Source organism: Niveispirillum lacus (genome assembly GCF_002251795.1).
Lineage (GTDB): Bacteria > Pseudomonadota > Alphaproteobacteria > Azospirillales > Azospirillaceae > Niveispirillum > Niveispirillum lacus.
Map to the genome: position 1 here is coordinate 1 of NZ_NOXU01000030.1, position 23,019 is coordinate 23,019.

Annotated in this window: 19 protein-coding genes and 1 tRNA gene; 14 read left to right on the forward strand and 6 right to left on the reverse strand. The window is 63.1% G+C overall.

Annotated features, from left to right (window positions below; all coding sequences use genetic code 11):
• Positions 1-1,437 (forward strand): translation elongation factor 4 (gene lepA / locus CHU95_RS12935; protein WP_094456777.1); only part of this gene is annotated, 1,437 nt, incomplete at its 5' end.
• A gap of 270 nt (positions 1,438-1,707) precedes the next feature.
• The gene (locus CHU95_RS12940; protein WP_094456778.1) at positions 1,708-2,340 is read left to right on the forward strand and encodes a hypothetical protein; all 633 of its coding nucleotides are present in this window, start codon (positions 1,708-1,710) and stop codon (positions 2,338-2,340) included.
• Between the two features lie 41 nt (positions 2,341-2,381).
• Here the strand turns inward: CHU95_RS12940 and CHU95_RS12945 are convergent, their stop codons facing one another.
• Complete coding sequence (locus CHU95_RS12945; RefSeq protein WP_094456779.1) at positions 2,382-3,059, reverse strand: orotate phosphoribosyltransferase; 678 nt, start codon at positions 3,057-3,059, stop codon at positions 2,382-2,384.
• A 30-nt stretch (positions 3,060-3,089) separates the two neighbouring features.
• On the reverse strand, positions 3,090-4,142 hold the full coding sequence (gene pyrC, locus CHU95_RS12950) for a dihydroorotase (RefSeq protein ID WP_094456780.1): 1,053 nt from the start codon (positions 4,140-4,142) through the stop codon (positions 3,090-3,092).
• 233 nt (positions 4,143-4,375) lie between these two features.
• Between pyrC and CHU95_RS12955 the strand changes: the two genes are divergently transcribed.
• Complete coding sequence (locus tag CHU95_RS12955) at positions 4,376-4,843, forward strand: OsmC family protein (RefSeq protein WP_094456781.1); 468 nt, start codon at positions 4,376-4,378, stop codon at positions 4,841-4,843.
• Positions 4,844-5,020: 177 nt separating this feature from the next.
• Here the strand turns inward: CHU95_RS12955 and CHU95_RS12960 are convergent, their stop codons facing one another.
• Complete coding sequence (locus tag CHU95_RS12960; RefSeq protein ID WP_094456782.1) at positions 5,021-8,218, reverse strand: glycoside hydrolase family 15 protein; 3,198 nt, start codon at positions 8,216-8,218, stop codon at positions 5,021-5,023.
• On the opposite strand from CHU95_RS12960, the gene malQ reads away from it, so the two are divergent.
• Positions 8,203-9,900 (forward strand): 4-alpha-glucanotransferase, encoded by a 1,698-nt coding sequence (gene malQ / locus CHU95_RS12965; RefSeq protein ID WP_281255166.1) that lies wholly within the window; start codon positions 8,203-8,205, stop codon positions 9,898-9,900. The genes CHU95_RS12960 and malQ overlap by 16 nt on opposite strands.
• A gap of 147 nt (positions 9,901-10,047) precedes the next feature.
• On the opposite strand, the gene CHU95_RS12970 is transcribed toward malQ, so the two are convergent.
• Positions 10,048-11,013, reverse strand: coding sequence for a pseudouridine-5'-phosphate glycosidase (locus tag CHU95_RS12970; RefSeq protein WP_094456784.1), 966 nt, complete (start codon positions 11,011-11,013; stop codon positions 10,048-10,050).
• 200 nt (positions 11,014-11,213) lie between these two features.
• Here CHU95_RS12970 and CHU95_RS12975 point away from each other — a divergent pair, with 200 nt between their 5' ends.
• Together CHU95_RS12975 and CHU95_RS12980 are read left to right on the forward strand one after the other, a co-directional pair.
• A complete protein-coding gene (locus CHU95_RS12975; RefSeq protein WP_094456785.1) occupies positions 11,214-12,179 on the forward strand; it encodes an NAD(P)H-dependent flavin oxidoreductase in 966 nt (321 codons plus the stop codon).
• Positions 12,180-12,265: 86 nt separating this feature from the next.
• Entirely contained in the window at positions 12,266-12,961 is a 696-nt protein-coding gene (locus CHU95_RS12980) for a sensor histidine kinase (protein WP_094456786.1), read from the forward strand.
• Between the two features lie 278 nt (positions 12,962-13,239).
• Here the strand turns inward: CHU95_RS12980 and CHU95_RS12985 are convergent, their stop codons facing one another.
• Together CHU95_RS12985 and CHU95_RS12990 are read right to left on the reverse strand one after the other, a co-directional pair.
• Positions 13,240-14,538, reverse strand: a complete 1,299-nt coding sequence (locus CHU95_RS12985) for an amino acid permease (RefSeq protein WP_094456787.1) — start codon at positions 14,536-14,538, stop codon at positions 13,240-13,242.
• Positions 14,539-14,706: 168 nt separating this feature from the next.
• Positions 14,707-14,796: transfer RNA gene (locus tag CHU95_RS12990), tRNA-Ser, on the reverse strand.
• A 344-nt stretch (positions 14,797-15,140) separates the two neighbouring features.
• On the opposite strand from CHU95_RS12990, the gene rplU reads away from it, so the two are divergent.
• The 8 genes from rplU to lnt all read left to right on the forward strand — a co-directional run bounded on the left by rplU (position 15,141) and on the right by lnt (position 22,955).
• Positions 15,141-15,452: a 50S ribosomal protein L21 gene (gene rplU, locus CHU95_RS12995; RefSeq protein ID WP_054165740.1), complete on the forward strand. Its 312-nt coding sequence runs from the start codon at positions 15,141-15,143 to the stop codon at positions 15,450-15,452.
• Positions 15,453-15,487: 35 nt separating this feature from the next.
• Complete coding sequence (rpmA, locus tag CHU95_RS13000) at positions 15,488-15,775, forward strand: 50S ribosomal protein L27 (protein WP_094456788.1); 288 nt, start codon at positions 15,488-15,490, stop codon at positions 15,773-15,775.
• A gap of 334 nt (positions 15,776-16,109) precedes the next feature.
• Positions 16,110-17,165 (forward strand): GTPase ObgE, encoded by a 1,056-nt coding sequence (gene obgE / locus CHU95_RS13005; protein WP_094456789.1) that lies wholly within the window; start codon positions 16,110-16,112, stop codon positions 17,163-17,165.
• Between the two features lie 123 nt (positions 17,166-17,288).
• A complete protein-coding gene (miaB, locus tag CHU95_RS13010) occupies positions 17,289-18,710 on the forward strand; it encodes a tRNA (N6-isopentenyl adenosine(37)-C2)-methylthiotransferase MiaB (protein WP_094456790.1) in 1,422 nt (473 codons plus the stop codon).
• A complete protein-coding gene (locus tag CHU95_RS13015) occupies positions 18,707-19,684 on the forward strand; it encodes a PhoH family protein (RefSeq protein WP_207762491.1) in 978 nt (325 codons plus the stop codon). Before miaB ends, CHU95_RS13015 begins: the two co-directional genes overlap by 4 nt.
• A 2-nt stretch (positions 19,685-19,686) precedes the next feature.
• Positions 19,687-20,382 (forward strand): rRNA maturation RNase YbeY, encoded by a 696-nt coding sequence (ybeY, locus tag CHU95_RS13020; protein ID WP_094456791.1) that lies wholly within the window; start codon positions 19,687-19,689, stop codon positions 20,380-20,382.
• On the forward strand, positions 20,379-21,314 hold the full coding sequence (locus CHU95_RS13025) for a hemolysin family protein (RefSeq protein WP_342744733.1): 936 nt from the start codon (positions 20,379-20,381) through the stop codon (positions 21,312-21,314). Before ybeY ends, CHU95_RS13025 begins: the two co-directional genes overlap by 4 nt.
• Positions 21,315-21,353: 39 nt before the next feature.
• On the forward strand, positions 21,354-22,955 hold the full coding sequence (lnt, locus tag CHU95_RS13030; protein ID WP_094456793.1) for an apolipoprotein N-acyltransferase: 1,602 nt from the start codon (positions 21,354-21,356) through the stop codon (positions 22,953-22,955).
• The last annotated feature ends 64 nt before the right edge of the window (positions 22,956-23,019 follow it).

The window sequence follows — 23,019 nt, forward strand, 5'->3', positions numbered from 1 at the left end:
TTGGACGCGAACCATGAGATTGTGCCCATCCTGAACAAGGTGGACCTGCCGGCCGCCGATGTGCCGCGCGTGAAGGCGCAGATCGAGGATGTGATCGGGCTGGACGCGTCGGATGCGGTGGAGATTTCCGCCAAGACCGGTCTGAACATTGAAGGCGTGCTGGAAGCCATCGTCACCCGTCTGCCGCCGCCCAAGGGCGACCGGGAGGCGCCGTTACAGGCGCTGATCGTGGATAGCTGGTATGATGCCTATCTGGGCGTCATCATCCTGGTGCGGGTGGTCAATGGCGAATTGAGGCTGGGCCAGAAGGTGCGCTTCATGGCCACGGGGGCGACGCGTGACCTGGACCGTGTCGGTATCTTCACACCCAAAAAGGTGGCGGTGGACAAGCTGGGCCCTGGCGAAATGGGCTTTGTCACGGCGGCGATCAAGGATATCCGCGACACCAAGGTGGGTGACACGATCACGGAGGAGCGCCGTCTGGCCCCGACTGCCCTGGCCGGGTTCAAGCCCTCCATCCCCGTCGTGTTCTGCGGCCTGTTCCCGTCCGATGCGGCGGAGTTTGAGCATCTGCGCGATAGCTTGGGCAAGCTGGCGTTGAACGATGCGTCGTTCCAGTATGAGACGGAAAGCAGTGCGGCGCTGGGCTTCGGTTTCCGCTGCGGCTTCCTGGGCCTGCTGCATCTGGAAATCATCCAGGAGCGGCTGGAACGTGAGTTTGATCTGGACCTGATCACGACCGCCCCGTCGGTGGTCTACAAACTGCACATGACCGACGGCAAGATCATTGAGATGCACAATCCGGCCGACATGCCGGATGTGGTCAAGATCGACCATATCCAGGAGCCGTGGATCAAGGCCACCATCATGCTGCCCGATGAATATCTGGGCGGCATCCTGGCACTGTGTACCGAACGGCGCGGGATTCAGAAGGACCTGACCTATGTCGGGGGCCGCGCCATGGTGGTTTATGAACTGCCGCTGAACGAAGTGGTGTTCGACTTCTATGACCGGCTGAAGTCCATCAGCCGCGGCTATGCCAGCTTTGACTATCAGTTGGAAGAGTACCGCGAGGGCGACCTGGTCAAGATGTCGATCCTGGTCAATGCCGAGCCGGTCGACGCGCTGTCGATGATCGTCCACCGCAGTCAGGCAGAGTACCGGGGCCGCCAACTGTGCGAGCGGCTGAAGGACCTGATCCCCCGTCATCTGTTCAAGATCCCGATCCAGGCCGCCATCGGGGCCAAGGTGGTGGCGCGTGAAACCATCGCCGCCCTGCGCAAGGACGTGCTGGCCAAATGCTATGGCGGCGATATCAGCCGTAAACGGAAACTTCTCGACAAGCAGAAGGAAGGCAAAAAGCGCATGCGGCAGTTCGGCGAGGTCGAAATCCCGCAGAGCGCGTTTATTGCGGCGCTCAAGATGGGTGATAACTGATCAAACCTCGAACGGGCGGCTGATCTGATCAAGTTGGTGGATCAGACCGACTGTTTCCGGGTCAGACAGGGGGGGGAGGCTGCATGGCCTGCCCCCTTTTATTTTGGTTTCGCACGCGAAGCGGCCCGTCTGGGCGCCGGTTTCACGTCTGGCATAGTTGCGGGAAACTGGTTGGCCGAACGATTTTTCGGTTGGCGCGCTGGAGGTGCCAGACCGGACTTGCTAGTGTGGTTAACAGATGAGACCAAGGATGGGACCCCCGGAACAGCCATGCGGAAGGTTTTGATCGGGTTGCTGTTCGCTTTGCTGGCAGGGGCTGCGGCAGGGGCAACGGTCCTTCCTGGCGATGACGCCGCAGGTACCGTGTCCCTTGCGACCGACCGGGTGCAAGAATATCCGCAGATTACCGGCGTGCTGCGTACCATGGCAACGGAACTGCTGGCTGAACCGGGCAATCTCGCCGCCCTTCGTCAGGCCAGCCGCGACAATGACGATCTTTCTGTCGACAGTATCGTCCAGCGCGATATCGCCTGGCGCCTGCAGGCCAAACGCGGTCGTGGTTCGCTGATCGACCCCGTGATGACCGGGCCGTTATCACAGTTTCTGGCCCTGCTGCGCTTTCCGCGCCAGGCCCTGTTGGCCGATCTGATCCTGACTGATGATCGCGGTCTGCTGGTGGCGGCGACCCGCATACCCAGCGACTATGACCAGTCGGACGAGGCGAAATTCATCGCTCCAAACAGTAATCAACCCGGCGCGGTTCATACTGAAGGCGCCGCCTATGACGAATCGGCCGATGATTATGTGGTGACGGCCAGCATCCTGCTGATCGACCCGGTCGATGCCCGGTCCCTGGGTGTGCTGTCTGCCAATTTCACCCTGTCGGCCTTGCAGCGGAACTGACGCCGGGCCCTGGGGCCCGGCGTTTGCGGTAAGGGGGGCCGTCAGCCCTTGGCCTCATTCCCGCCATTGCTGGCCGACCAGGCCTCCGGCGCGTGCAGGAATTTTTCCACTTCGCCCAGCGTGTGGCTGTCGAAATAATTGCCGTCCCGCGCGACCCGCAGCACATCCCACCAGGTGGCCAGTGCGTGCAGTTTCACGCCCATGTCTGCCATGGTCGCTTCCGATTGCGGGAAGATGCCGTAATGGAAGACCACCCAGATATGTTCAACAATGGCCCCGGCATCCCGCAGCGCGTTGACGAAGTTGATCTTCGACCCGCCTTCGCTGGCCAGATCCTCCACCAGCAGCACACGCTGGCCTTCCAGCAACTGCCCTTCGATCTGGGCATTGCGGCCAAAACCCTTGGGCTTTTTGCGGACATAGAGCATGGGCAGATCCAGGACGTCCGACACAAAGGCGGCATAGGGGATACCCGCCGTCTCGCCACCGGCAACGGCGTCAAACGCCTCGAACCCGGCTTCGCGGCACAGTTGATCCTTGGCGGCCTGGATCAGGAACCGCCGCGCACGCGGGAAGCTGATCAGCTTCCGGCAGTCGATATAGACGGGGCTGGCCCGGCCCGACGTGAAAATGAACGGCTTCTCCGCATTGAACAGGACCGACTTGGTCTCAATCAGGATGCGGGCCGTCTGGGTAGCGGCGGTGGCGGCGTCGATCATGGGATGGTCCTGCGCGAAGGGTGGAGAATGTTAAACCAACCGCCAGTCCAGGCGTTCGCCCGACCGGAAGGGAAGCACGGCAGCTTTGCCATCAATATCCAGGATATCGGGCACGATCAGGCCGCTTTTTTCCAGGGTGATGGTATCGTCATTAGGGGGCAGGCCGTAATAGGCGGGGCCGTTCAGGCTGCTGAAGGCTTCCAGGCAATCGAGCTTGCCCTCTTCATCGAAGACCTGGGCATAGAGTTCCACAGCGGTTGCGGCAGTATAAATGCCGGCGCAGCCGCACGCGCTTTCCTTGGCGCCGATCGGGTGGGGGGCGCTGTCGGTACCAAAGAAGAACCAGGGCTCCCCCGACGTTGCCGCTTCGCGCAGGGCCAACCGGTGTGTCTCTCGCTTGGCGATGGGCAGGCAGTAAAGGTGCGGACGGATGCCGCCGACAAAGATGCTGGACCGGTTGATCATCAGATGATGGGCCGTGATGGTCGCGGCCAGCCTGCCCGAGGGTCCGTACTGGCGTACCACCGCCACGCCTTCGGCCGTGGTGATATGTTCCAGGACGATCTTCAGATCGGGGTGACGGTCCCGGATCTTGGGCAGGACGGTGTCAATAAACACAGCTTCGCGGTCGAAGATATCGACCTTCGGGTCCGTCACCTCACCATGCACCAACAGGGGCAGGCCGACCTGGGCCATACGGTCCAGTGCGGGGGCCACTTTGTCCAGATCGGTCACCCCATGGGCGGAATTGGTGGTGGCGTGGGCGGGATACATCTTCACGGCAGTTAAGATGCCGGCCTTCTTGCCCGCTTCCAGATCGTCGGGGTCGGTGCCATCGGTCAGGTAAGCCGTCATCAACGGCTGGAACCGGCTGCCGGCGGGCAGGGCGCCCAGGATCTCTGCGCGGTAGGTTTCGGCCTGCGCCGCCGTGATGACGGGGGGGACGAGATTGGGCATCACGATGGCTCGGCCCAACTGTGCCGCCGAATGTGGCAGCACGGCGCGCAGCATGGCACCGGTGCGCAGATGCAGGTGCCAGTCGTCCGGGCGGCGGATGGTCAGGCGGTGCGGGTGCTGGGTCATCGCGGTCGGGTCCCCTGGAGCCAAGTGCCCGATGTCTAGGGCCAAAGCCCGCCACACTCAAGCGCCGCTGCGGAAGGCCGGGCTTGCGCCCGTGTCGGGGGCACTGTTCCCCATTGTCGGGGCACAAGCCTTTTCGGCGCTATGCAGGCCAGCGGAAATGGCCCCTGTAGCCCGCCATCGCGGGTCTTAGAATGGAGGATGGCTGCGTCCAATGCGAAAGGGGTCACCCAATCATGCCGGGCAAGGAACATCATTACGCCGTCACTGTCACGTGGACTGGCAATCACGGTGAAGGCACCAGTGCCTACCGCGCCTACAGCAGGGATCACCTGATCAGTGCCCCTGGCAAACCTGCGATCCCCGGTTCCGCCGATCCGTCCTTTCGTGGCGATCCGGCCCGCTGGAACCCGGAGGATCTGCTGGTCGCGTCCCTGTCCGCCTGTCACAAGCTTTGGTATCTCGGCCTGTGCGCTGCCGCTGGCATCGTGGTCACCGATTATGAAGATCGGGCCGAAGGCTGGATGGTGGAAGCGGCAGGCGGGGAGGGGCAGTTCACCCGTGTCCTGCTGCGCCCGCGGGTGACCCTTGCCCCCGGTTCCGACCGCGGCACAGCCGCCCATCTCCACCACAAGGCCCACACGATGTGTTTCATCGCCCGGTCGGTGAATTTTCCCGTCGAGGCGGAGCCGGAGTTCGTTTGAGTGGCGGAGCCGGAGTTCGGTTGAGGGGCGGAGCCGGAGTTCGGTTGAGGGGCGGAGCCGGAGTTCGGTTGAGGGGCGTCGCCGGTGATTTTATGGGTGCCGCATGGAGCACCGTTCAGCCGGACCCTTCATCGTCTGGTCGTCGCGTCGACCAGACGTCCCTCAACACCCCACCGGTCAGGCGGCGTCACAGACCGTTTCGGATAAACCCGCCAGGACCAGGGCACCCATAGCGAAATGTTCGGCGGCCTTGACCGGGGACAGATTATAGAAACCCTTCCAGGCCACGGCCTCATTGACCTCTGCCTGTCCCGGATGGGTCTGGTGCCAGTGGCGTTCAACGGCGGCTGCGATGATGCGGTCGGTAGAAATCAGGCCCGGCAGGCGGACATTGCTGTGGACAGACAGCATTTCCGACACGGCCCACAGCGCTTCAACCGTCAGTTGCCGATATTCCGGGTTCATGATGCGGTCCAGCCGCGCCTCCACCTCACGCGCGAAATCCCGTTCGCCTGGCGTGCGGTCGGCGCGCAGGGTGGCGCTGTCCAGGCGCATTTCCTGGTGGCTGGGATCGGCGATGATCAGCCCGTCGCCATGGCGCAAAAGCCCCCATACCCGCTGGAAAAACGCATCGGGCACCGGCAGCAGCGTACCCGTTGTGTCGCGCCATCCCCACCAGTCGCCCCCCGTCAGCACGGTAGCCGTCCAATCCTCCATGGCAAATTCCGGCTGATCAACGGCGCTACCCCGTGACAGGACGGGCAGACAGAAATCCCCCGTCATGCCGGGACAGCGCGAGATCAGGCGGCGCAGGCGGGTCAGGATGGCGTGCGGCCCTTCTGCCTTCAGCACCTCCAGCCCCCCGGCATCCGACAGGCCGCGCTGCCGCGCCACCGACCGGATCAGCAGGCCCAGAAGGTCGGCCGGGCGCAGCGACAGGGTGTAGCGGAACAGCTCCGGGCTGGCCTTGATCAGGGTGCCACTGAACAACAGCATTTCTTCGCGCAGCATCAAGGTGGCGGGGTCACCGCCGATGGTGGCGAGGCGGGCAGAGATATCGGCATTGGCCAGTGGCCGGTCTACGGTACTGGCACCCAGGATCACGTGTTTTTGCCGAACCACAATCTCCTTCACCGCATCCTGCAACCGTTCATCATGGCGGTTCAGCAGATGGGCCAGAGGGCGGACAATGTCCCAGCGGCCGGCATGGCCGGCGGCGCGATAGAGATTCTCCGCCCGCTGCCAGAGGGGCACACCGCCATCGGGCACAAAATCCCGCCCCTGCCGCTCCCATAGCAGCATCAGCATCAACAGGTACCAGTCGGCGCGGCGTTCAGCCTCCAGCGATTTGGCCAGCCAGGGCGTATCGCCCTCCTCAATCCAGCGGCGATCCTCCCCGCCCGGTGGCGGCGCCTTGAACTCGAAGGCGTCGTTACCAGCCCAGGCGCGGACCGGGCGTGCAGTGACCGGGCAGGACGGGGCGATCTCTTCAAAGGCCACAATACGCGCGCCACCATAGGCATCGATCAGATCGCTGCCCCGAACCACCAGATCCGGCACACGGCCCGCCACAAGGTCGGCCAGGGTTCGGCCCAGTTCCGTAAACCCGTCACCCGCGGCCATGCCCTTCGACACGGGGAACACCAGCAGCGGCGGTTTGGTGAACGTCCAGGTCCGGTTGATATAGGCAATTTCCGACAGCAGCCGGTCGACCAGGAACCGATGGTCATAGGTGAAATAGAAGCCATCCTGTTCATCGACAAAGGTGGGCACGATCACCGCCGGCTGCCCGGCAAATCGAAAACCGCAAGCGGTGATCAGGGTACCCAGCCGGCGTGGCGGCCGGCCGGTCAGGCCCAGGGCCGCGCACCGGCCCAGTTCCGCCAGGGCACCGACCAGCACATCGACATGGCAGATATTGATGGACCCGCCAGCCTGTGCCAGCGTCTGACAACTGACACCTTGTTCCTTCAGTTGTGCCCGGACCTTGTCATCCTCCGCCAGGACCACCAGGCGCACCGGCACCGGCGGCTTGGGTTTCAGCTTGGCGCGGCGGTTCAGCGGGTCGACATCGCCCGGTGCCAGCAATCCCTCGTCGATCAGTAATCCCATGATGAACAGGCTTTGTGCCCATAGCAGGGGCACATTCTCGTTCGGCACGCGCTTCTGGCTGCCCGGATGCGCGCGTTCAGCCTCTACCGCCTCTTCCGGTACGATGAACAGTTCTGGCAGCAGGGCGTCGCCCCCGCGTTCGACCAGCAGGCTTTCCAGCTTCTCGCGCCAGGACGCTGCCCCGCGTGTATCCCCGGTCAGCAGGGCGGTGACATAAAAGTAGGTGTAAAAAAGCGGCCACTCGCTTTCGATGCCGCGGAACCGCTCCAACTCGCCGGCCTCATAATGCAGGCGGGTATGGTCCTCCAGCACCGTCTGGTGCCCGTCGGTCAGGAAGCGTTTGCAGCCATAGGGGCCGCCCAGCTTGGTCAGGATCTCATTGCGGGTGCGCTCCACCAGATCGGGCGCATCCACCGCGAAGGCTGGCCAGCCGATAATACCCAGCGTGGCTGCATCCACCTCCTTGGACCCTGATTCGCGCGGCAGCAGCGCCTCCACGGTGGCGCGCGCGCGCGCTATCTCATCGGGGACCGCATGGATGACGGCGACACGGCCCCCATCCTCCCCGAACAGGTCCAGGCCCTGCATGGCCTCCATCGCCGCCTTGGCCATGCCAATGGAGCTGGCATTGAGTTCCACGGCGCCGTCATTGATCTTGCGACCGCGTTCCCAGATGCCGAAATCGGCGATGCGGTAGGCCGGGCCGATGTAATGGACAAGATTTTGGACAAACGCCACCTCGTCCAGCGTGTAGATGACCGACATACCCGACCGTGTCATCTGTGCCAGCATCAGCAGGAACAGCGACGTGGCATCGATCTGCAAATGGCCCCAGCCATCATCGGCGGCCACCGCCTCACCCGTACTGGCGGAATAGATGGCGTGCAGGCTATCCAGCGGGGCTTGGCTGTGCTTGAACCGCTCAACCTTGGCCGCCTGGCGCATCATGGCCTGTAACAGGCCACGCATGGTCTTCACCACGCTCTGTTCCAGCAGGCGGGCACGGGCCGGGCTGTCGCCCCGGCGGCGATAGGCCAGCGACAGGGCCCAGGGACCGATGATTGAATAGACGTTATCGCGCACCCAGGCATGGGTGTAATTGCCATGGACGGTCACCGCTGTGCTGGCCGGCAACAGGCCTGTAATCGGATGCTGCCGCGACAGGATCACCCGGTTTACATGGTCGAACAACCGGTCCAGCGCGGTCTTTACCGCCTGTCCCCCCTGATGGCCGATCCCCTTTGGCAATGGCGATTCCGGCATCTGGCACCCCGTTACAAAAACACCCCAAACACATCCGCAATGAGAGTAACAGCGTTACAGGTCTGCGCAACTGTTGCATTGCAGCATGGCTTACGAAATCATGGGAAGATTGGGTCGGGGTGATAGGATCACGCCCGCGACCCGGCCCCAGTGGAAAGACCCGCCCGACCATGACCAATCAGCGCGCCAGCGGCCTTCTTCTACACCCGACCTCGCTGCCCGGTGGGCATGGCATCGGCGATATGGGGCCGGCGGCCCGCACCTTCCTGGCCGATCTTCAGGCAGCCGGACAAAGCGTGTGGCAGATCCTGCCGCTTGCGCCGACCAGCCTGGGCAACAGCCCCTATTCGGCCCTGTCCAGCTTCGCCGGCAATCCGCTGTTGATCAGCTTTGACGATCTGCGCCGCGATGGGTTTGCCGACGCGTCGATCCTGTCGGGATTGCCTGACAACACGGCGGAACGGGTGGATTATGATGGGGTGGCCATTGCCAAGCTGGCCGCCCTGGACAAGGTCGCGGGCGACTTCCTGAAACGCTCCAGCCAGGATGAGGAATGGGGCGACTTCGAATTGTTCCGGGCGCGTAATGATGCCGAATGGTTGGATGACTACGCGCTGTACACCGTGTTGAAGGCCAAACATGGCGGTGCTGCCTGGATGGATTGGAACGCGCTGTATGCCAGCCGCGATCCTATCGGCATCGGGGAAGCGCGCCATACGCTGTCGTTTGAGATCAAGAAAATCAAGGTTCAGCAGTTCCTGTTTTTCCGGCAGTGGATGGCGTTGAAGCAGGATGCCAATGCGCGCGGCATCCGGATCATGGGCGATATCCCGATTTTCGTGGCGGGAGACAGCGCCGATGTCTGGTCCCGTCGTGACCTGTTTGAACTGGATGGGTCGGGCCGACCCACCATCGTCGCCGGTGTACCGCCCGATTATTTCAGCGCCACCGGGCAGCGCTGGGGCAACCCTCTCTACCGGTGGGATACGCACCGGGCGGAGGGTTTTGCCTGGTGGCACCGGCGCATCGCCAAGACGTTGGAAACGGTGGATATGGTCCGTATCGACCATTTCCGTGGGTTCGAGAGTTACTGGGAAATCCCGGCGCATGAGGAAACAGCGATCCATGGCCGCTGGGTACCGGCGCCGGGTTATGAACTGTTCCAGTCGCTGAAGGACCGCTGCGGTGCGCTGCCCATCATCGCCGAGGATCTGGGCATCATCACCCCGGAGGTGGAGCGCCTGCGCGACCATTTCGGTTTCCCTGGCATGCGCGTGCTGCCCTTTGAATGGGGCGATCATTTTGAACCCTGGAACTATGATCCCAACCGTTATGCCGCGCATTCCGTGTTCTACACGGGCACCCATGACAATGACACGATCCTGGGCTGGGTGACGTCACGGGGCGGGCTGGACGGGGAGTTGGGCCAGCGCATCCGGTCCTACCTGAATACGGACGGGCGGGAGTTGCACTGGGACTTCATCCGCTTTGCCCTGGGGGTGAATTCCGAACTGGTCATCACGCCCGTTCAGGATGTGCTGGAATTGGGCACCGAAGGCCGCATGAACGTGCCTGGCCTGCCCGACGGCAACTGGGGGTGGCGCCTGAAAGATGGTCAGTGGCGCGATGAGCATGCGGAGCGCCTGCGCGATCTGACGGCGGCGGCGGGACGGCTGGGATAGGGTCCGCGCTTACCGACCTGAACCTGCCTGCTTCCCCCGTGAAAGCGGGGGCCAAGGGGCCAAGCGCAACCGAAGCATGGTTCCTACGGCCCCTGGATCCCCGCTTTTGCGGGGAAGGCCCATTGTGCTGAAGGGCCGCCTCTATCCTCAGTATCCGGGCGGGCGCTTGGCGGTGACCACCTTTTTGGGCAGCACATAGGCGCCCTTTTGCTGCGCATAGGCCACGGCGATGCGGGCCCCGACCCGCGCATTATTCAGCAGCAGGGCGCGGTTAGCGGCCAGGCTGGCGCCGCCCGTCAGTTCTTCCATGCGCTTCAGCAGGAAGGGCGTCAGGGCCTTGCCGCGCACGCCCTGGGCGTCGGCCTCACCGACCGCTTGGGCGATGGCGGCTTCGACCGCTTCTGCATCCAAGGCGGCATCGTCAGGGATCGGCACGCCGATGACGACCCCCCCGCCCAGGCCCAACTGCCACTTGGCCCGCAACACCCGCGCCACCTCGTCCGCCGTGTCGCAGCGGCCATCAACGGGCAGCGGCAGCGATGCCGTATAAAAGGCGGGGAAACGGTCTGTGGCAAAGCCGATGACCGGCACACCCTTGGTTTCCAGATATTCCAACGTACGCGGCAGGTCCAGGATGGCCTTGGCCCCGGCGCAGACGACGGCCACGTCGGTGGCGGCCAGTTCTTCCAGATCGGCGGAAATGTCCAGGGTGGTTTCCACACCGCGATGCACGCCGCCGATGCCGCCCGTGGCGAACACAGCAATGCCGGCCAGGGCCGCGCCGATCATCGTGGCGGCCACGGTGGTTGCACCATCGGCCCCCTGGGCCAAGGCGACGGGCAGATCACGGCGGCTGACCTTGCGCACACCGGGCTGGGCCAGACGCTCAATATCATCGGCATCCAGGCCGACACGGATACGCCCATCCAGCACCGCAATGGTTGCGGGTACGGCCCCTTCGGCGCGGATGGCTGCTTCCAGGGCGTTGGCCGTTTCCACATTGGCCGGATAAGGCAGACCATGGCTGATCACGGTTGATTCCAGCGCCACAACGGCCTTGCCGGCTTTCAGCGCCGCCGCCACTTCGGGATGGATGGAAAGGAAGTCCTGCATGGGTCCGGCCCCTGGATTTCAAGTCGGCGCGGAGAATGCAACGCCCGCCCTCCTGCTTGCAACGCCGCGCGCTGTTGGGGCCGCCATGCGCCCATCACCGAGGTTATGGCGACTTGCGAACGAGCGTGCTAAAACCACCAGACCTGAATCAACCGCGCGGGCAACCGCGTTCAATATACCAGCAGGAGGAATGACTGAAGATGCCCATGCCCAGCCAGTTCAAGGGAAAGCTGTCGCTGCCCGTCATCGCCTCCCCGATGTTCATCGTCTCCTACCCCGAACTGGTGCTGGCGGAGTGTAAGGCTGGTATCATCGGGACCTTTCCCAGCCTCAATGCGCGGCAGGCGGAAACCCTGGATGAATGGCTGACCAAAATCAGCGGCGAGTTGGCTGACTATGCCGCCGCCAACCCGGACAAGCCGGTGGCGCCGTTTGGTGTCAACCTGATCGTGCATCGCTCCAACACCCGGCTGCAGACCGATGTGGAACTGATGGTCAAGCACAAGGTGCCGCTGATCATCACCTCGGTCGGCGCACCCGTTGGCATTGTCGAGGCCGTGCATTCCTATGGTGGGCTGGTCTTTCACGATGTCACCAACATTCGCCACGCCAAGAAGGCGATCGAGGTGGGGGTGGACGGGCTGATTCTGGTGGCCGCCGGTGCGGGTGGCCATGCAGGCACCATGTCCCCCTTCGCCCTGTTGTCGGAAGTCCGCGAATTTTTCGATGGGCCGGTGGTGTTGGCCGGTGCCATGTCATCGGGCGCCCAGGTTCGCGCCGCAGAGGTGCTGGGCGCTGACTTCGCCTATATCGGCACCCGGTTCATCGCGACGGCAGAGGGCAATGCGCCCGACGCCTATAAGCAGATGATCATCGACCATACGGGCGCCGACATTGTCTACACGCCGATGTTCAGCGGCATTCCCGGTAATTACCTTGCCCCCAGTGTTGCCGCCAACGGTATTGATGTGAATGCCATTTCCGGTGGCACGGCCGATCCCAACCTGTCGATTGAGGATTGGTCGAAGAAAAAGGCCTGGAAGGATATCTGGTCGGCTGGTCAGGGCATCGGCACCATCCATGATGCCCCGCCCGTGGCGGAACTGGTGGCAAGGATGAAGGAAGAATATCGCGCCGCCGCCGCTGTGCCGGCCGATTACCTTTGATCCTTTGAAGGGGCGGTCCGCTCCTTGCTGGACGTTGCGGTGAAAGCCGGCCACAGTCGGTCAGGTTTTCACCGCAGCAGCAGACCATGACCCGTCCCCCCCCGATCGACCCGATCCGTCTTTTGTCCGCTGTTGGCCATGACCTGCGGCAGCCTTTCCAGGCGATGCGGTTGTTCTTGAACCTGTTGCAGATGAAGCTGGCCGACCCCAAACAGGTGGAATTGGCCGACCGGCTGCAAGAAGCACTGGAGATCGGGTCAACACAAATGGACCAGGTGCTGACCCTGGCCAGCTTGGCTGCGGGTGCGGTGCGCATCAGACGCGAACGGGTGCCGCTGGGCCCGTTGCTATCGCGGGTGACGGGAGAACTTGCCGCCAAGGCGAATGCCACCGGCAAGCAGATCCGGCTGGTGCCCAGCCATCTGGTGGTGGACAGCGATCCGGTGATGCTGGATCGCCTGCTCCGCGCTCTGATCGACAATGCCATCGACCATGCTGATCCCGGCCGACGCATCCTTGTTGGCATCCGGCGTGCGGGGGGACCGGCGCTGATCGTGGCTGATGATGGGCCGGGTATCGAGCCCGCCATGCGTGGGCTGGTGATGCAGGCCGGTGAACGGCTGGAGAGGGGCGGCACGGGTCAGCGCGGGCTGGGCCTGGGTTTGACACTGTGCCAGCATATCGCCCACAATCTGGGCCATGAATTCACCATCCGCGACCGCGCGGGTCTGACGGCGATGCTGCGTTTTGTTCCTGCAACCGGCGCTCTCCCGCCTGGATAACCGGTCAGATGGGGTCCTATGGCACCGCTGACTTTCCTTCGGCCTCATGCTATGCTTATGCCCGCACAACCCGTGGTCTGTTTGCGTGCAGGCACCCACCGGCAGGGCGTGCTGGCCTTGGCGCTGTGAAACAGCCCCCGTTTTGCTGTTGCATCCTGTTGCGTTGAAATCGGTCATGCTCATTGGCAACCGCTTAGCGCCGCAGCATCCCGCTGATGGATGTTTCACCGTGTTGCGTTGGCGCCGGTGGTTGGACGGGAGGGCGTGGTTCCTCTGGCTCAGCTTGTCCGGCGGGGCCGGCTCAGCCGGTAAAGCGGCAGGGTCAGCACCAAAATCAGGGCCGCGATGGAGAGCATCCAGACCTCTGAAAGGCCGATGATCAGCAGGGCGAAGGCAAGTCCGGCCAGGGCGGCGATGCGGGCGGCATGGCGCCGGACCGGCGGGGTGATGCCGGCCGACAGGCGCAGCAGCGACAGGCAGGCATAGGCGTAAACCAGGACGTTCAGGACAACGGCCATGTTGACCACCATGCTGAACTGCTGGCCAAGCGTTGCTGACAGGGTGGCGATGCAGACGACACTCATCAGCAGGGCGGTGACGATCAGGTTGCGCGATGGTGCCCCATGCGCGTTGATTTTCGACAATGCCCGGGGGAACAGGCCCAGTTCAGACGCTGCCTCGGCGGTTTCCGCCCCCACCAGCATCCATCCGGCCAGGGTGCCCGCTGCCTTCACCATGGCGCAGACGGCCAGGATACTGCCAGCGACGGGCCCCCAGATGCGGGCGGCAACCTCGGCGAATGGGGCGGTGGACGCCGCCAGTTCCGCCGCCGGCATCACACCGGCCAGGGAGGTGCAGGCAAGAACATAGGTCAGGCCCGCCACAAGGATTCCCCCCATTGTGGCCAGCGGCACGTTACGTTCCGGCTGTTTCACCACCGTTGCCACCACCGCGGCACTTTCCAGGCCTAGAAAGGCCCAGATGATCAAGCCCAGCGAGGCCAACAGTGCGGTGCCGTCCGACCCGCCCGTGACGTTCCAACCTGCCATGAACAGGGCTGGATCGAACCAGATCCAGCCTAACCCGCCGACCAGCAGCACCGGTGCCAGCCCCAGGACCAGGGCCACCCCCTCGAACCGGGCAATCGGACGCGCCCCGGACAGGTTGATCAAGGTCATCAACCAGATGATGGCGATGGTGACCCCAGCCAGCACCGCCGGCATCTTCAACGCGTCAACAAAGCTGCCCAGATAACCGGTGACGGCCAGGGCGATGGCGACATTGCCGAACCAAGTGGCAATCCAATAGACAAAGGCCGACTGGAACCCCAGATACGGGCCCAGCGCGTCATGCACATAACCGGTCAGTCCCAGCCCACCTGGCCGCCGCATGGCCAGAGTCGCACAGATCCAACCCAACAGCAGGCAGCCGGCCAGCACAATGATCCAGCCGATCAGGGTGATGGACCCGATCGCTCCCAGGCTGGCTGGCAGCAGGAAAACGCCGGACCCGATCATGTTGCCGGCAACAATGGCCCCCGCCGCCACCGGCCCGATCATCTGACCGCGCGTCCTCATGCTACGCCCCTCTTGCCGGCCATAGCAAAAGCCTACCTGTTATGGATCATTCGTCCAGCAGCATCTCGTCAGGTGGCGCACAAACACAGCCGTCACATCATCGGTCCGCGCTGTTGCGGGCGATAAGCCGCAACCAAGCGCATCAGTGCCGTCTTTAAGGGGAGTGAATGGCGGAGAGGGTGGGATTCGAACCCACGGTACCCTTGCGGGTACTTCGGTTTTCGAGACCGACGCGTTCGACCACTCCGCCACCTCTCCGCATGACCCCGCCGCGCATCAATCCCGGTGGTCGACCGGGGCGTCCTGGCGAAGTGGCGCGGAACCTACACAAACGGTTGGCGTGATGCAACAGTCCTTTTTCATGCCGCCCATACAATATATAAGGAGCTCCATGCGGCGGAAGGACCCCACCCTTGCAGGGCACGGGGGGCGAAGACCCCAGGAAAAGAGTCGGTTCCTGGTTGACAGCCGGTGCTGGGCAGGTATATTCCGCCGCCTCTGGAAACGGAGCCTCTTTGGCTGCCGTATTCCTTTTTGCGGCAGAATGGAAGGGGCCATCCCATTGGCGGGGGTTCCCGGATCTTTAAGAAGTGGTGGTTAGAATGTTCGCAGTCATCCGCACCGGCGGTAAGCAGTACAAGGTCGCGGCCGGCGACGTCATTCGGGTTGAGAAGCTGGCCGGTGAGGCTGGCGCCTCCCTGAAGCTGGACGAAGTCCTGCTGGTCAGCAACGAGGGCACCACCACTGTCGGTACGCCCCTGATCGCCAACGCCGTTGTCACGGCTGACGTCGTCGCTCAGGACCGCAACGACAAGATCATCATCTTCAAGAAGAAGCGCCGCCAGAACTACCGCCGGAAGAACGGCCATCGTCAGGAAGTGACGGTGCTGCGCATCACCGGTATCCAGGCCTGAGCGCCTTTGTGAAGCTTCAGTGAGGAGTTAGATCCATGGCACATAAAAAGGCAGGCGGCTCGTCCCGCAATGGTCGCGATACCGCTGGGCGCCGTCTGGGCGTCAAGCGCTTCGGCGGTGAGCTGGTTCTGGCCGGCAACATCCTGGTCCGCCAGCGCGGCACCAAGTTCCATGCTGGCGAGAATGTCGGCATCGGCAAGGACCATACGCTGTTTGCGCTGGTTCACGGCAATGTTGAGTTCAAGACCGGCCTGAAGGGTCGCACCTTTGTCGCCGTCAACGAAGTCAGCTTCGATGAAGAGCCGGCGGTCGCGGCCGAGTAAGGTCTGTCCATCGGCCCATGGGTTGATGACCGGAATTTGACGGGTCGGGGGAGCGGGCAACCGTTCCCCCGATTTGTTTTTTTGGGTTTTGCCGGCTGGTTGGGCACAAGAGGTCAAAGCGTTTGGCCTCTTGACCGTCCTGGTCCACCTCTAAAACCTGCCTCCCCCACAACAGCGGGGGTCCAGGGGTGGCCAGGGTTGACGGTTGCGGCTTGTGGCCCCTGGGTCCCCGCTTTCGTGGGGAAGGCATGTTGATGCTGCGGACATGGCAGACCCGTCCGTTCGCCGTTCACTTTCTCTCTGACCTTCTCTCTGACTTTCTCTCGGTGCCGCTATGAAGTTCCTCGATCAGTGCAAGATCTTCCTGAAAAGCGGTGATGGCGGGCCGGGAGCGGTGGCATTCCGGCGCGAAAAGTTCATCCCCAATGGCGGCCCCGATGGCGGTAATGGCGGACGCGGCGGTGATGTGGTGATTGAGGCGGTTGACGGCCTGAACACCCTGATCGACTACCGGTACCAGCAGCATTTTAAGGCGAAAAAGGGCGGCCATGGCATGGGCTCGTCCCGGTCGGGCGGGCGCGGTGAGGATGCGGTGCTGCGCGTGCCGGTCGGTACTCAGGTGCTGGATGAAGACCAGGAAACGGTGATCGCCGACATGACCGAGGTCGGGCAGCGCATCGTGTTGCTGAAGGGCGGCGATGGCGGATTCGGCAACGAGCATTTTAAGACCAGCACCAATCGTGCCCCGCGCAATTTCGGCCCCGGCTGGCCGGGGGAGGAGCGCTGGGTCTGGCTGCGTCTGAAGCTGATCGCCGATGCCGGCCTGCTGGGCCTGCCCAATGCCGGCAAAAGCACCTTCCTGGCCGCCGTCAGCCGTGCCCGGCCCAAGATCGCCGATTACCCGTTCACGACGCTGGTGCCCAACCTGGGTGTGGTGAAGGCCGGTGAGGAAGAATTCGTCATCGCCGATATCCCCGGCCTGATCGAAGGCGCGCATGAAGGCCACGGCCTGGGCACCCGCTTCCTGGGCCATGTGGAACGCACGCGCGTGCTGCTGCATCTGGTCGACGGCACACAGGAAGATGTGCAGCTTGCTTATCGCACCATCCGGCGTGAGCTGCGGATGTATGGCGGCGGTCTGGCTGACAAGAAGGAAATCGTCGTCCTGAACAAGGTCGACGCCCTGACCGAGGAAGAGATTGAGTTCAAGCGCACCAAGCTGCGCCGGTCGGCCAAGAAGCCCGTCTTCGTGATGTCGGGTGCGGCGGGCGAGGGCGTGCAGGAAGTGCTCTACGCCTTGCTGAACATCATCAAGGAAGGCCGCGCCGAAGAAGGTATGGCGGCAGAAGAGGCTGCGTACAGGGCGCGCTATCGGCCGATTGAGGAGTGAGGCGGGGGCGGCCCATGCACCCCCATCGCCCCCGCCCATATGTGCTGCAACGTTGACTCTGGCGGCTACATCCCTATCTTCCACCGATTAAACGGCTGGCCGCTGCCATCCGTGCCCTTTGTCATGCGGAAAGGCTCCCTCACGGGGGTGACGGCGTTGAAGAAGAAGCTGTTCATCAAGACCTATGGCTGCCAGATGAATGTTTATGACAGCGACCGTATGGCCGATGTCCTGGCACCGCTGGGGTATGAGCCGACGGATCAGCCCGACGGCGCTGACATGGTAATCCTGAACACCTGCCATATCCGCGAAAAGGCATCGGAAAAGGTCTATTCCGAACTGGGGCGTATCCGGCATTTGCAGAATGAGAAGGCGGCGGACGGCGGGCGTATGGTCGTGGCCGTGGCTGGCTGTGTGGCGCAGGCCGAGGGTGCCGAGATCATGATGCGCGCGCCGCATGTGGACATGGTGTTCGGACCGCAGACCTATCACCAGTTGCCGGAAATGGTTACGCGTGCTGTGCGCGGGGCCGGTGGCGTGGTGAATACCGACTTCCCGGTGGAGAGCAAGTTCGACTTGCTGCCCGAAGAAAGCGCCAAGCCGCAGGGGCCGGCGGCGTTCCTGTCGGTGCAGGAAGGCTGTGACAAGTTCTGCACCTTCTGCGTGGTCCCCTATACGCGCGGGTCGGAATATAGCCGGCCTGTCGGTCAGGTGCTGAATGAGGCCCGGCGCCTGGTGTCGCATGGCGTGCGGGAAATCACCCTGCTGGGCCAGAATGTGAATGCATTTCATGGCGAAGCGGCGGATGGCAGCGTCTGGGGCCTGGGCCGGTTGATCCGCGAACTGGCAGAGATCGACGGGCTGGCGCGTATCCGCTACACGACCAGCCATCCACGCGACATGGATGATGACCTGATCGACGCGCACGGGACGGTGCCGCAGTTGATGCCGTTCCTGCATCTGCCGGTACAGTCGGGCAGCGACCGTATCCTGGCGGCCATGAACCGCAAGCACACGGGCGATGATTACCGCCGCCTGATCGACCGGCTGCGCGCGCGTCAGCCCGATCTGGCCCTGTCGTCGGATTTCATCACGGGCTTCCCCGGTGAAACCGATCAGGATTTTGCCGACACGCTGCGCCTGATTAACGATATCGGCTTTGCTCAGGCCTACAGCTTCAAATATTCCGCCCGCCCCGGTACACCGGCCGCATCCCTGGAAGGCCGGCAGGTCGACGAAAAAGTCAAGGATGAGCGCTTACAGGCGGTGCAGCAATTGCTGAACGCCCAGCAGGTGGCCTTCAACCAGACCATGATCGGGCGCACCCTGTCGGTGCTGTTCGACCGGGTGGGCAAGCTGGACGGGCAGTTGCTGGGCCGTAGCGCCTATATGCAGTCGGTCTATGTGCAGGCCCCAGCCCGGTTGATGGGGCAGATGGTGGAGGTGCATATCACGGGCGCCTACGCCAACAGCCTGTCCGGCCATGTTGTGACCGCAGAAACTGTCACACAGCCCGCCCGCCCGGCGGTGGAGGCACACGCTTGACCAATCTGGAACTGTCGTTCGACGATAACCGCCTGCTGCCGTTGCTGTTTGGGGAGCATGGCCAGTTCCTGACAAGGCTGGAAAAGCAGACGGGCACGCGGCTGGTGTCGCGGGGCAATGTCCTGTCCATCGCGGGCGGGGATCAGTCTGCACAGGCCGCGCGTGCCGCCATTCTGGCGCTGTGGGACCGGGTAAAAGCTGGCATGCCCGTAGGACCGGGGGAGGTGGATGCCGCCGCCCGTCTCGCCATCAGTGCCGACGTGCAGACCAGCGGCAATGCGCTCGCCCAACTGTCCGACCCGCGCGCTGGTCTGAAGACCAAACGCCGCACCATCACCCCGCGCAGTGCTACTCAGGCCCGTTATCTGGAAGCCCTGGCCGAAAGCGAGCTGGTCTTCGGGCTGGGCCCCGCTGGGACAGGCAAGACCTATCTGGCTGTGGCGCAGGCGGTCAGCCTGTTGATGCAGGGTTCCATTGAACGGATCATCCTGTCGCGTCCGGCCGTGGAGGCGGGGGAGCGGCTGGGTTTCCTGCCCGGCGATATGAAGGAGAAGGTCGACCCCTACCTTCGCCCGCTCTATGACGCGCTGCATGACATGCTGCCCGGCGATCAGGTCACCAAGCGTCTGGAGACAGGGGTGATCGAGGTGGCGCCGCTGGCCTTCATGCGTGGCCGCACATTGTCCCACGCCTTTGTCATCCTGGACGAGGCGCAGAATACCACGCCCATGCAGATGAAGATGTTCCTGACCCGTCTGGGCGAAGGCAGCCGCATGGTCGTGACGGGGGACGTCACCCAGATCGACCTGCCGACAGGCCAGAAATCCGGACTGCGCGAGGCGCTGACCATCCTGCGCGGCGTGGAGGGTGTGTCCTTTGTAGAGTTTAGCGACCAGGATGTCGTGCGCCACCCGCTGGTGGGCCGCATCGTCCGGGCCTATGACGCGGCCGATCGGGCGCGTGAGGGAGCGTGAAGATGCCGGATCGGGTCGAGATTGCGCTGTCCATCGAGGATGAGCGGTGGGAGGCGTCGGTTGCAGACGTGGAAATGCTGTGCGAGCGCGCGGCACGCTCCGCTCTGATGGCGGCGCATGCGCAGGACCCGGACTGGTTGCCTGAGGGGCCGGTCGAGATGTCGGTGGTCCTGGCCGATGATGCGACGGTTCAGGAACTGAACAAGAATTATCGCGGCAAAGATAAACCCACCAACGTTCTGTCTTTTGCCCTATATGCCGATGGTGGCGCTGACGAGGGCGAGGATGAGGGGTTCGACGCTGAACAGCAGGGTGAAGAACAACCCGCTGAGGTAGACGGCGACGGGGACGTGGAATTCCTGTCGCCAGACGCGCCGGTTCCTGTAATATTAGGCGATGTGATTTTGGCGTTTGAAACGGTGGAACGCGAGGCGCGTGAGCAACGTAAGGCCTTTGCCGACCATCTGGCCCACCTTGTGACCCACGGCGTCCTGCATCTCCTGGGTTACGACCATATTGAGGATTCCGAGGCCGAACAGATGGAACGGCTGGAAACCCAGATCCTGTCGGGGCTTGGCATCGCCGACCCCTATGCCGGCCTGCCGGAAGGTCATCGTGCGCCTGATGATCCCGGTGGCGCCGTGTATGATTCGGGGGACATGTCTCCCGGACCCGTTCCCATAACCCCAGAAAGATGATGGCCGACCTCAGCGACAGTCGATCGCCCCGCGAAGACGGGGCGGAAGAAAATGGAACCCTCGCCCAGCACCTGCGTGGCTGGCTGCGATCAATCCTCGGGGTACGCGGCGGCGATACGCTGCGTGACACGATTGAGGAACTGATCGAGGAGACGGGTCCGAAAGAGCCCTCCATGGCGGAGGGAGAGCGGGCGTTGCTCGCCAATATTCTCAAGCTGCGCCACCGCACAGTGTCCGATGCCATGGTGCCGCGGGCCGATATCATCGGCGTATCCCTGGATATTTCCCTGCCCGACCTGATCCGCCGCTTCTCTGAAGAAGCGCACAGCCGCATGCCCGTGTATCGGGAGGAACTGGATGACGTGGTCGGTATGGTCCATATCAAGGACGTGCTGGCCTGTGTGGCCGGTGCCCGCGCCTTTGACATGCAAGCCATCACCCGCGAGGTGATGATTGTGGCGCCCTCGATGCCTGTTCTCGACCTGCTGCTGAAGATGCGGCAGAAGCGTCAGCACCTTGCCCTGGTGGTGGATGAGTTCGGCGGTATTGACGGTCTGGTCTCCATCGAGGATCTGGTGGAAGAGATCGTGGGCGAGATCGAAGACGAGCATGATGATGCCGCGCAAAGTGCTCTGGCCCCCCGCGCCGACGGCACCATTGATGTCGATGCCCGCATCCCGGTGGAGGAGTTCGAGGCCCAGTTGGGCCGTTACTTCGATGCCGAGGAATTGGAGGATGTGGATACGCTCGGTGGTCTGGTGTTTGCCATGGCGGGACGTGTGCCTTCGCCGGGTGAAACCTTGACGCATCCAAGCGGTCTGTCCTTTGAAATCCTGGATGCCGATCCACGGCGAATTAAGACGCTGCGTGTCCATAATCTGGTCATGAACAGCGCTGATGATGCCGATGAACTGCGGCGGGCCGTGGGCTAACGCCCGCACCGCCGGCCCCATTCGTCTGGACCATGCTGCATGACCGCGACCGGTGCCGCCTTCCGCCTTGCCACCCTGGCCGGGTGGTTCATCAACGCGCGGGGTGGTAAACGCCTGGGGCTGGCGGCCCTGGCGGGGGCTTTGGCCACCCTGTCCCTGCCGCCGGCCCATGCGCTGCCATTGCTCTGGTTCGCGTTTCCGGTGCTGGCGTGGTTGTTGCGCGGGTCTGATCGCTGGCGCAGTGATTTTGCCATCGGCCTGGCCTTTGCGGTTGGCCACCATGTGCCGGGGCTTTATTGGATCAGCGCCGCGCTGTTCACCGATATCGGCCGCTTCTGGTTCATGCTGCCCTTTGCGCTTGTGGGGTTGCCGGCGCTGTTGGGCTTGTTTCTGGGTGTCGGTACCGCTGTCTATGGTTGGGCACGACGGCGGTTTGGGTTATCGGGCTGGGCCGAAGCGGTCGCTCTGGCGCTCACCTGGGTCGCTGTTGAATATGCCCGCGGCCACCTGCTGACGGGCTTTCCCTGGAACCTGATCGGCTATGGTTGGACCCCGGTTCTGCCAGTCCTGCAGATCACATCGGTCACCGGCATTTATGGTCTGTCCTTGCTGACAGTCCTGATCGCGGTTCTGCCGGCTGCCGGGGTTGGCGCCCGGCCATCCTGGCGCCCGGCGCTGGCTGGCTTGGCCGTCTTGGCCCTGGTCGCGGGATGGGGCGGGTGGCGTATGGCTGGCCAGGGGCTCGACGATGTGCCGGGTGTGACCTTGCGGATTGTGCAGCCCAACATCCCCCAGGCGCTGAAATGGAAGGAGGATGCGAAGCTCGACAATCTGCGTCGTCTTATCACCATGTCCGGCGCCGAAGGCTGGGATCGTGTCACCCACGTGGTATGGCCTGAAACAGCAGTGCCCTATTTTCTGTCATCGAGTAACGACGATACCGATCAGTTGCCCCTGACCCGGATGCTGACACAGATTGCACCGCCCGGTGGGGCCCTGATTACCGGGGCCAACCGGTTAGCCACCGGTCCGGACGGGAACTATGTCTATTTTAACAGCTTGTTCGCCTTGACCCAGGGCGGTCAGGTGGTGGCCAGTTTTGACAAGTTCCATCTGGTTCCCTTTGGCGAATATCTGCCGCTTCGATCGCTGCTGCCGAAGGGAATGAAGGCGGTTGCGGCGGGCGCCGACTTCAGTGCCGGCCCAGGCCCCCGCCCGCTGCTGCTGCCGGGTGTCCCAGCCGCCAGCCCCTTGATCTGTTATGAAGTGATCTTCCCCGGTGCCGTTATGCCCCGGGATGGCGAACGTCCCCACTGGCTGCTCAATCTGACCAACGATGCCTGGTACGGGCAGACCGCAGGACCACACCAGCATTTCGCCATTACCATTGTGCGCGCGGTGGAGGAAGGTGTTCCTTTGGTGCGCGCCGCCAATACTGGCATCTCGGGTGTTGTCGACGCCTACGGGCGTGTACGGGGGGCGTTACCGCTTGGCGATAGCGGAAATCTGGATATTTCACTACCTCAGCGCGCCGTTTTCGTGCCATTGTATGCAGACTATGGCGACATGATCCTGGGATTGATGTGGCTAAGTCTGTTGCTGGCTGTTGTGTGGAACAGTTGGCGTCGGCAAGGCTTATAAGGGGCGTTCATCGCAGATCGGGTAATTCTATTTCCAGATATCCTTATCGCTGCATAGAACGGAA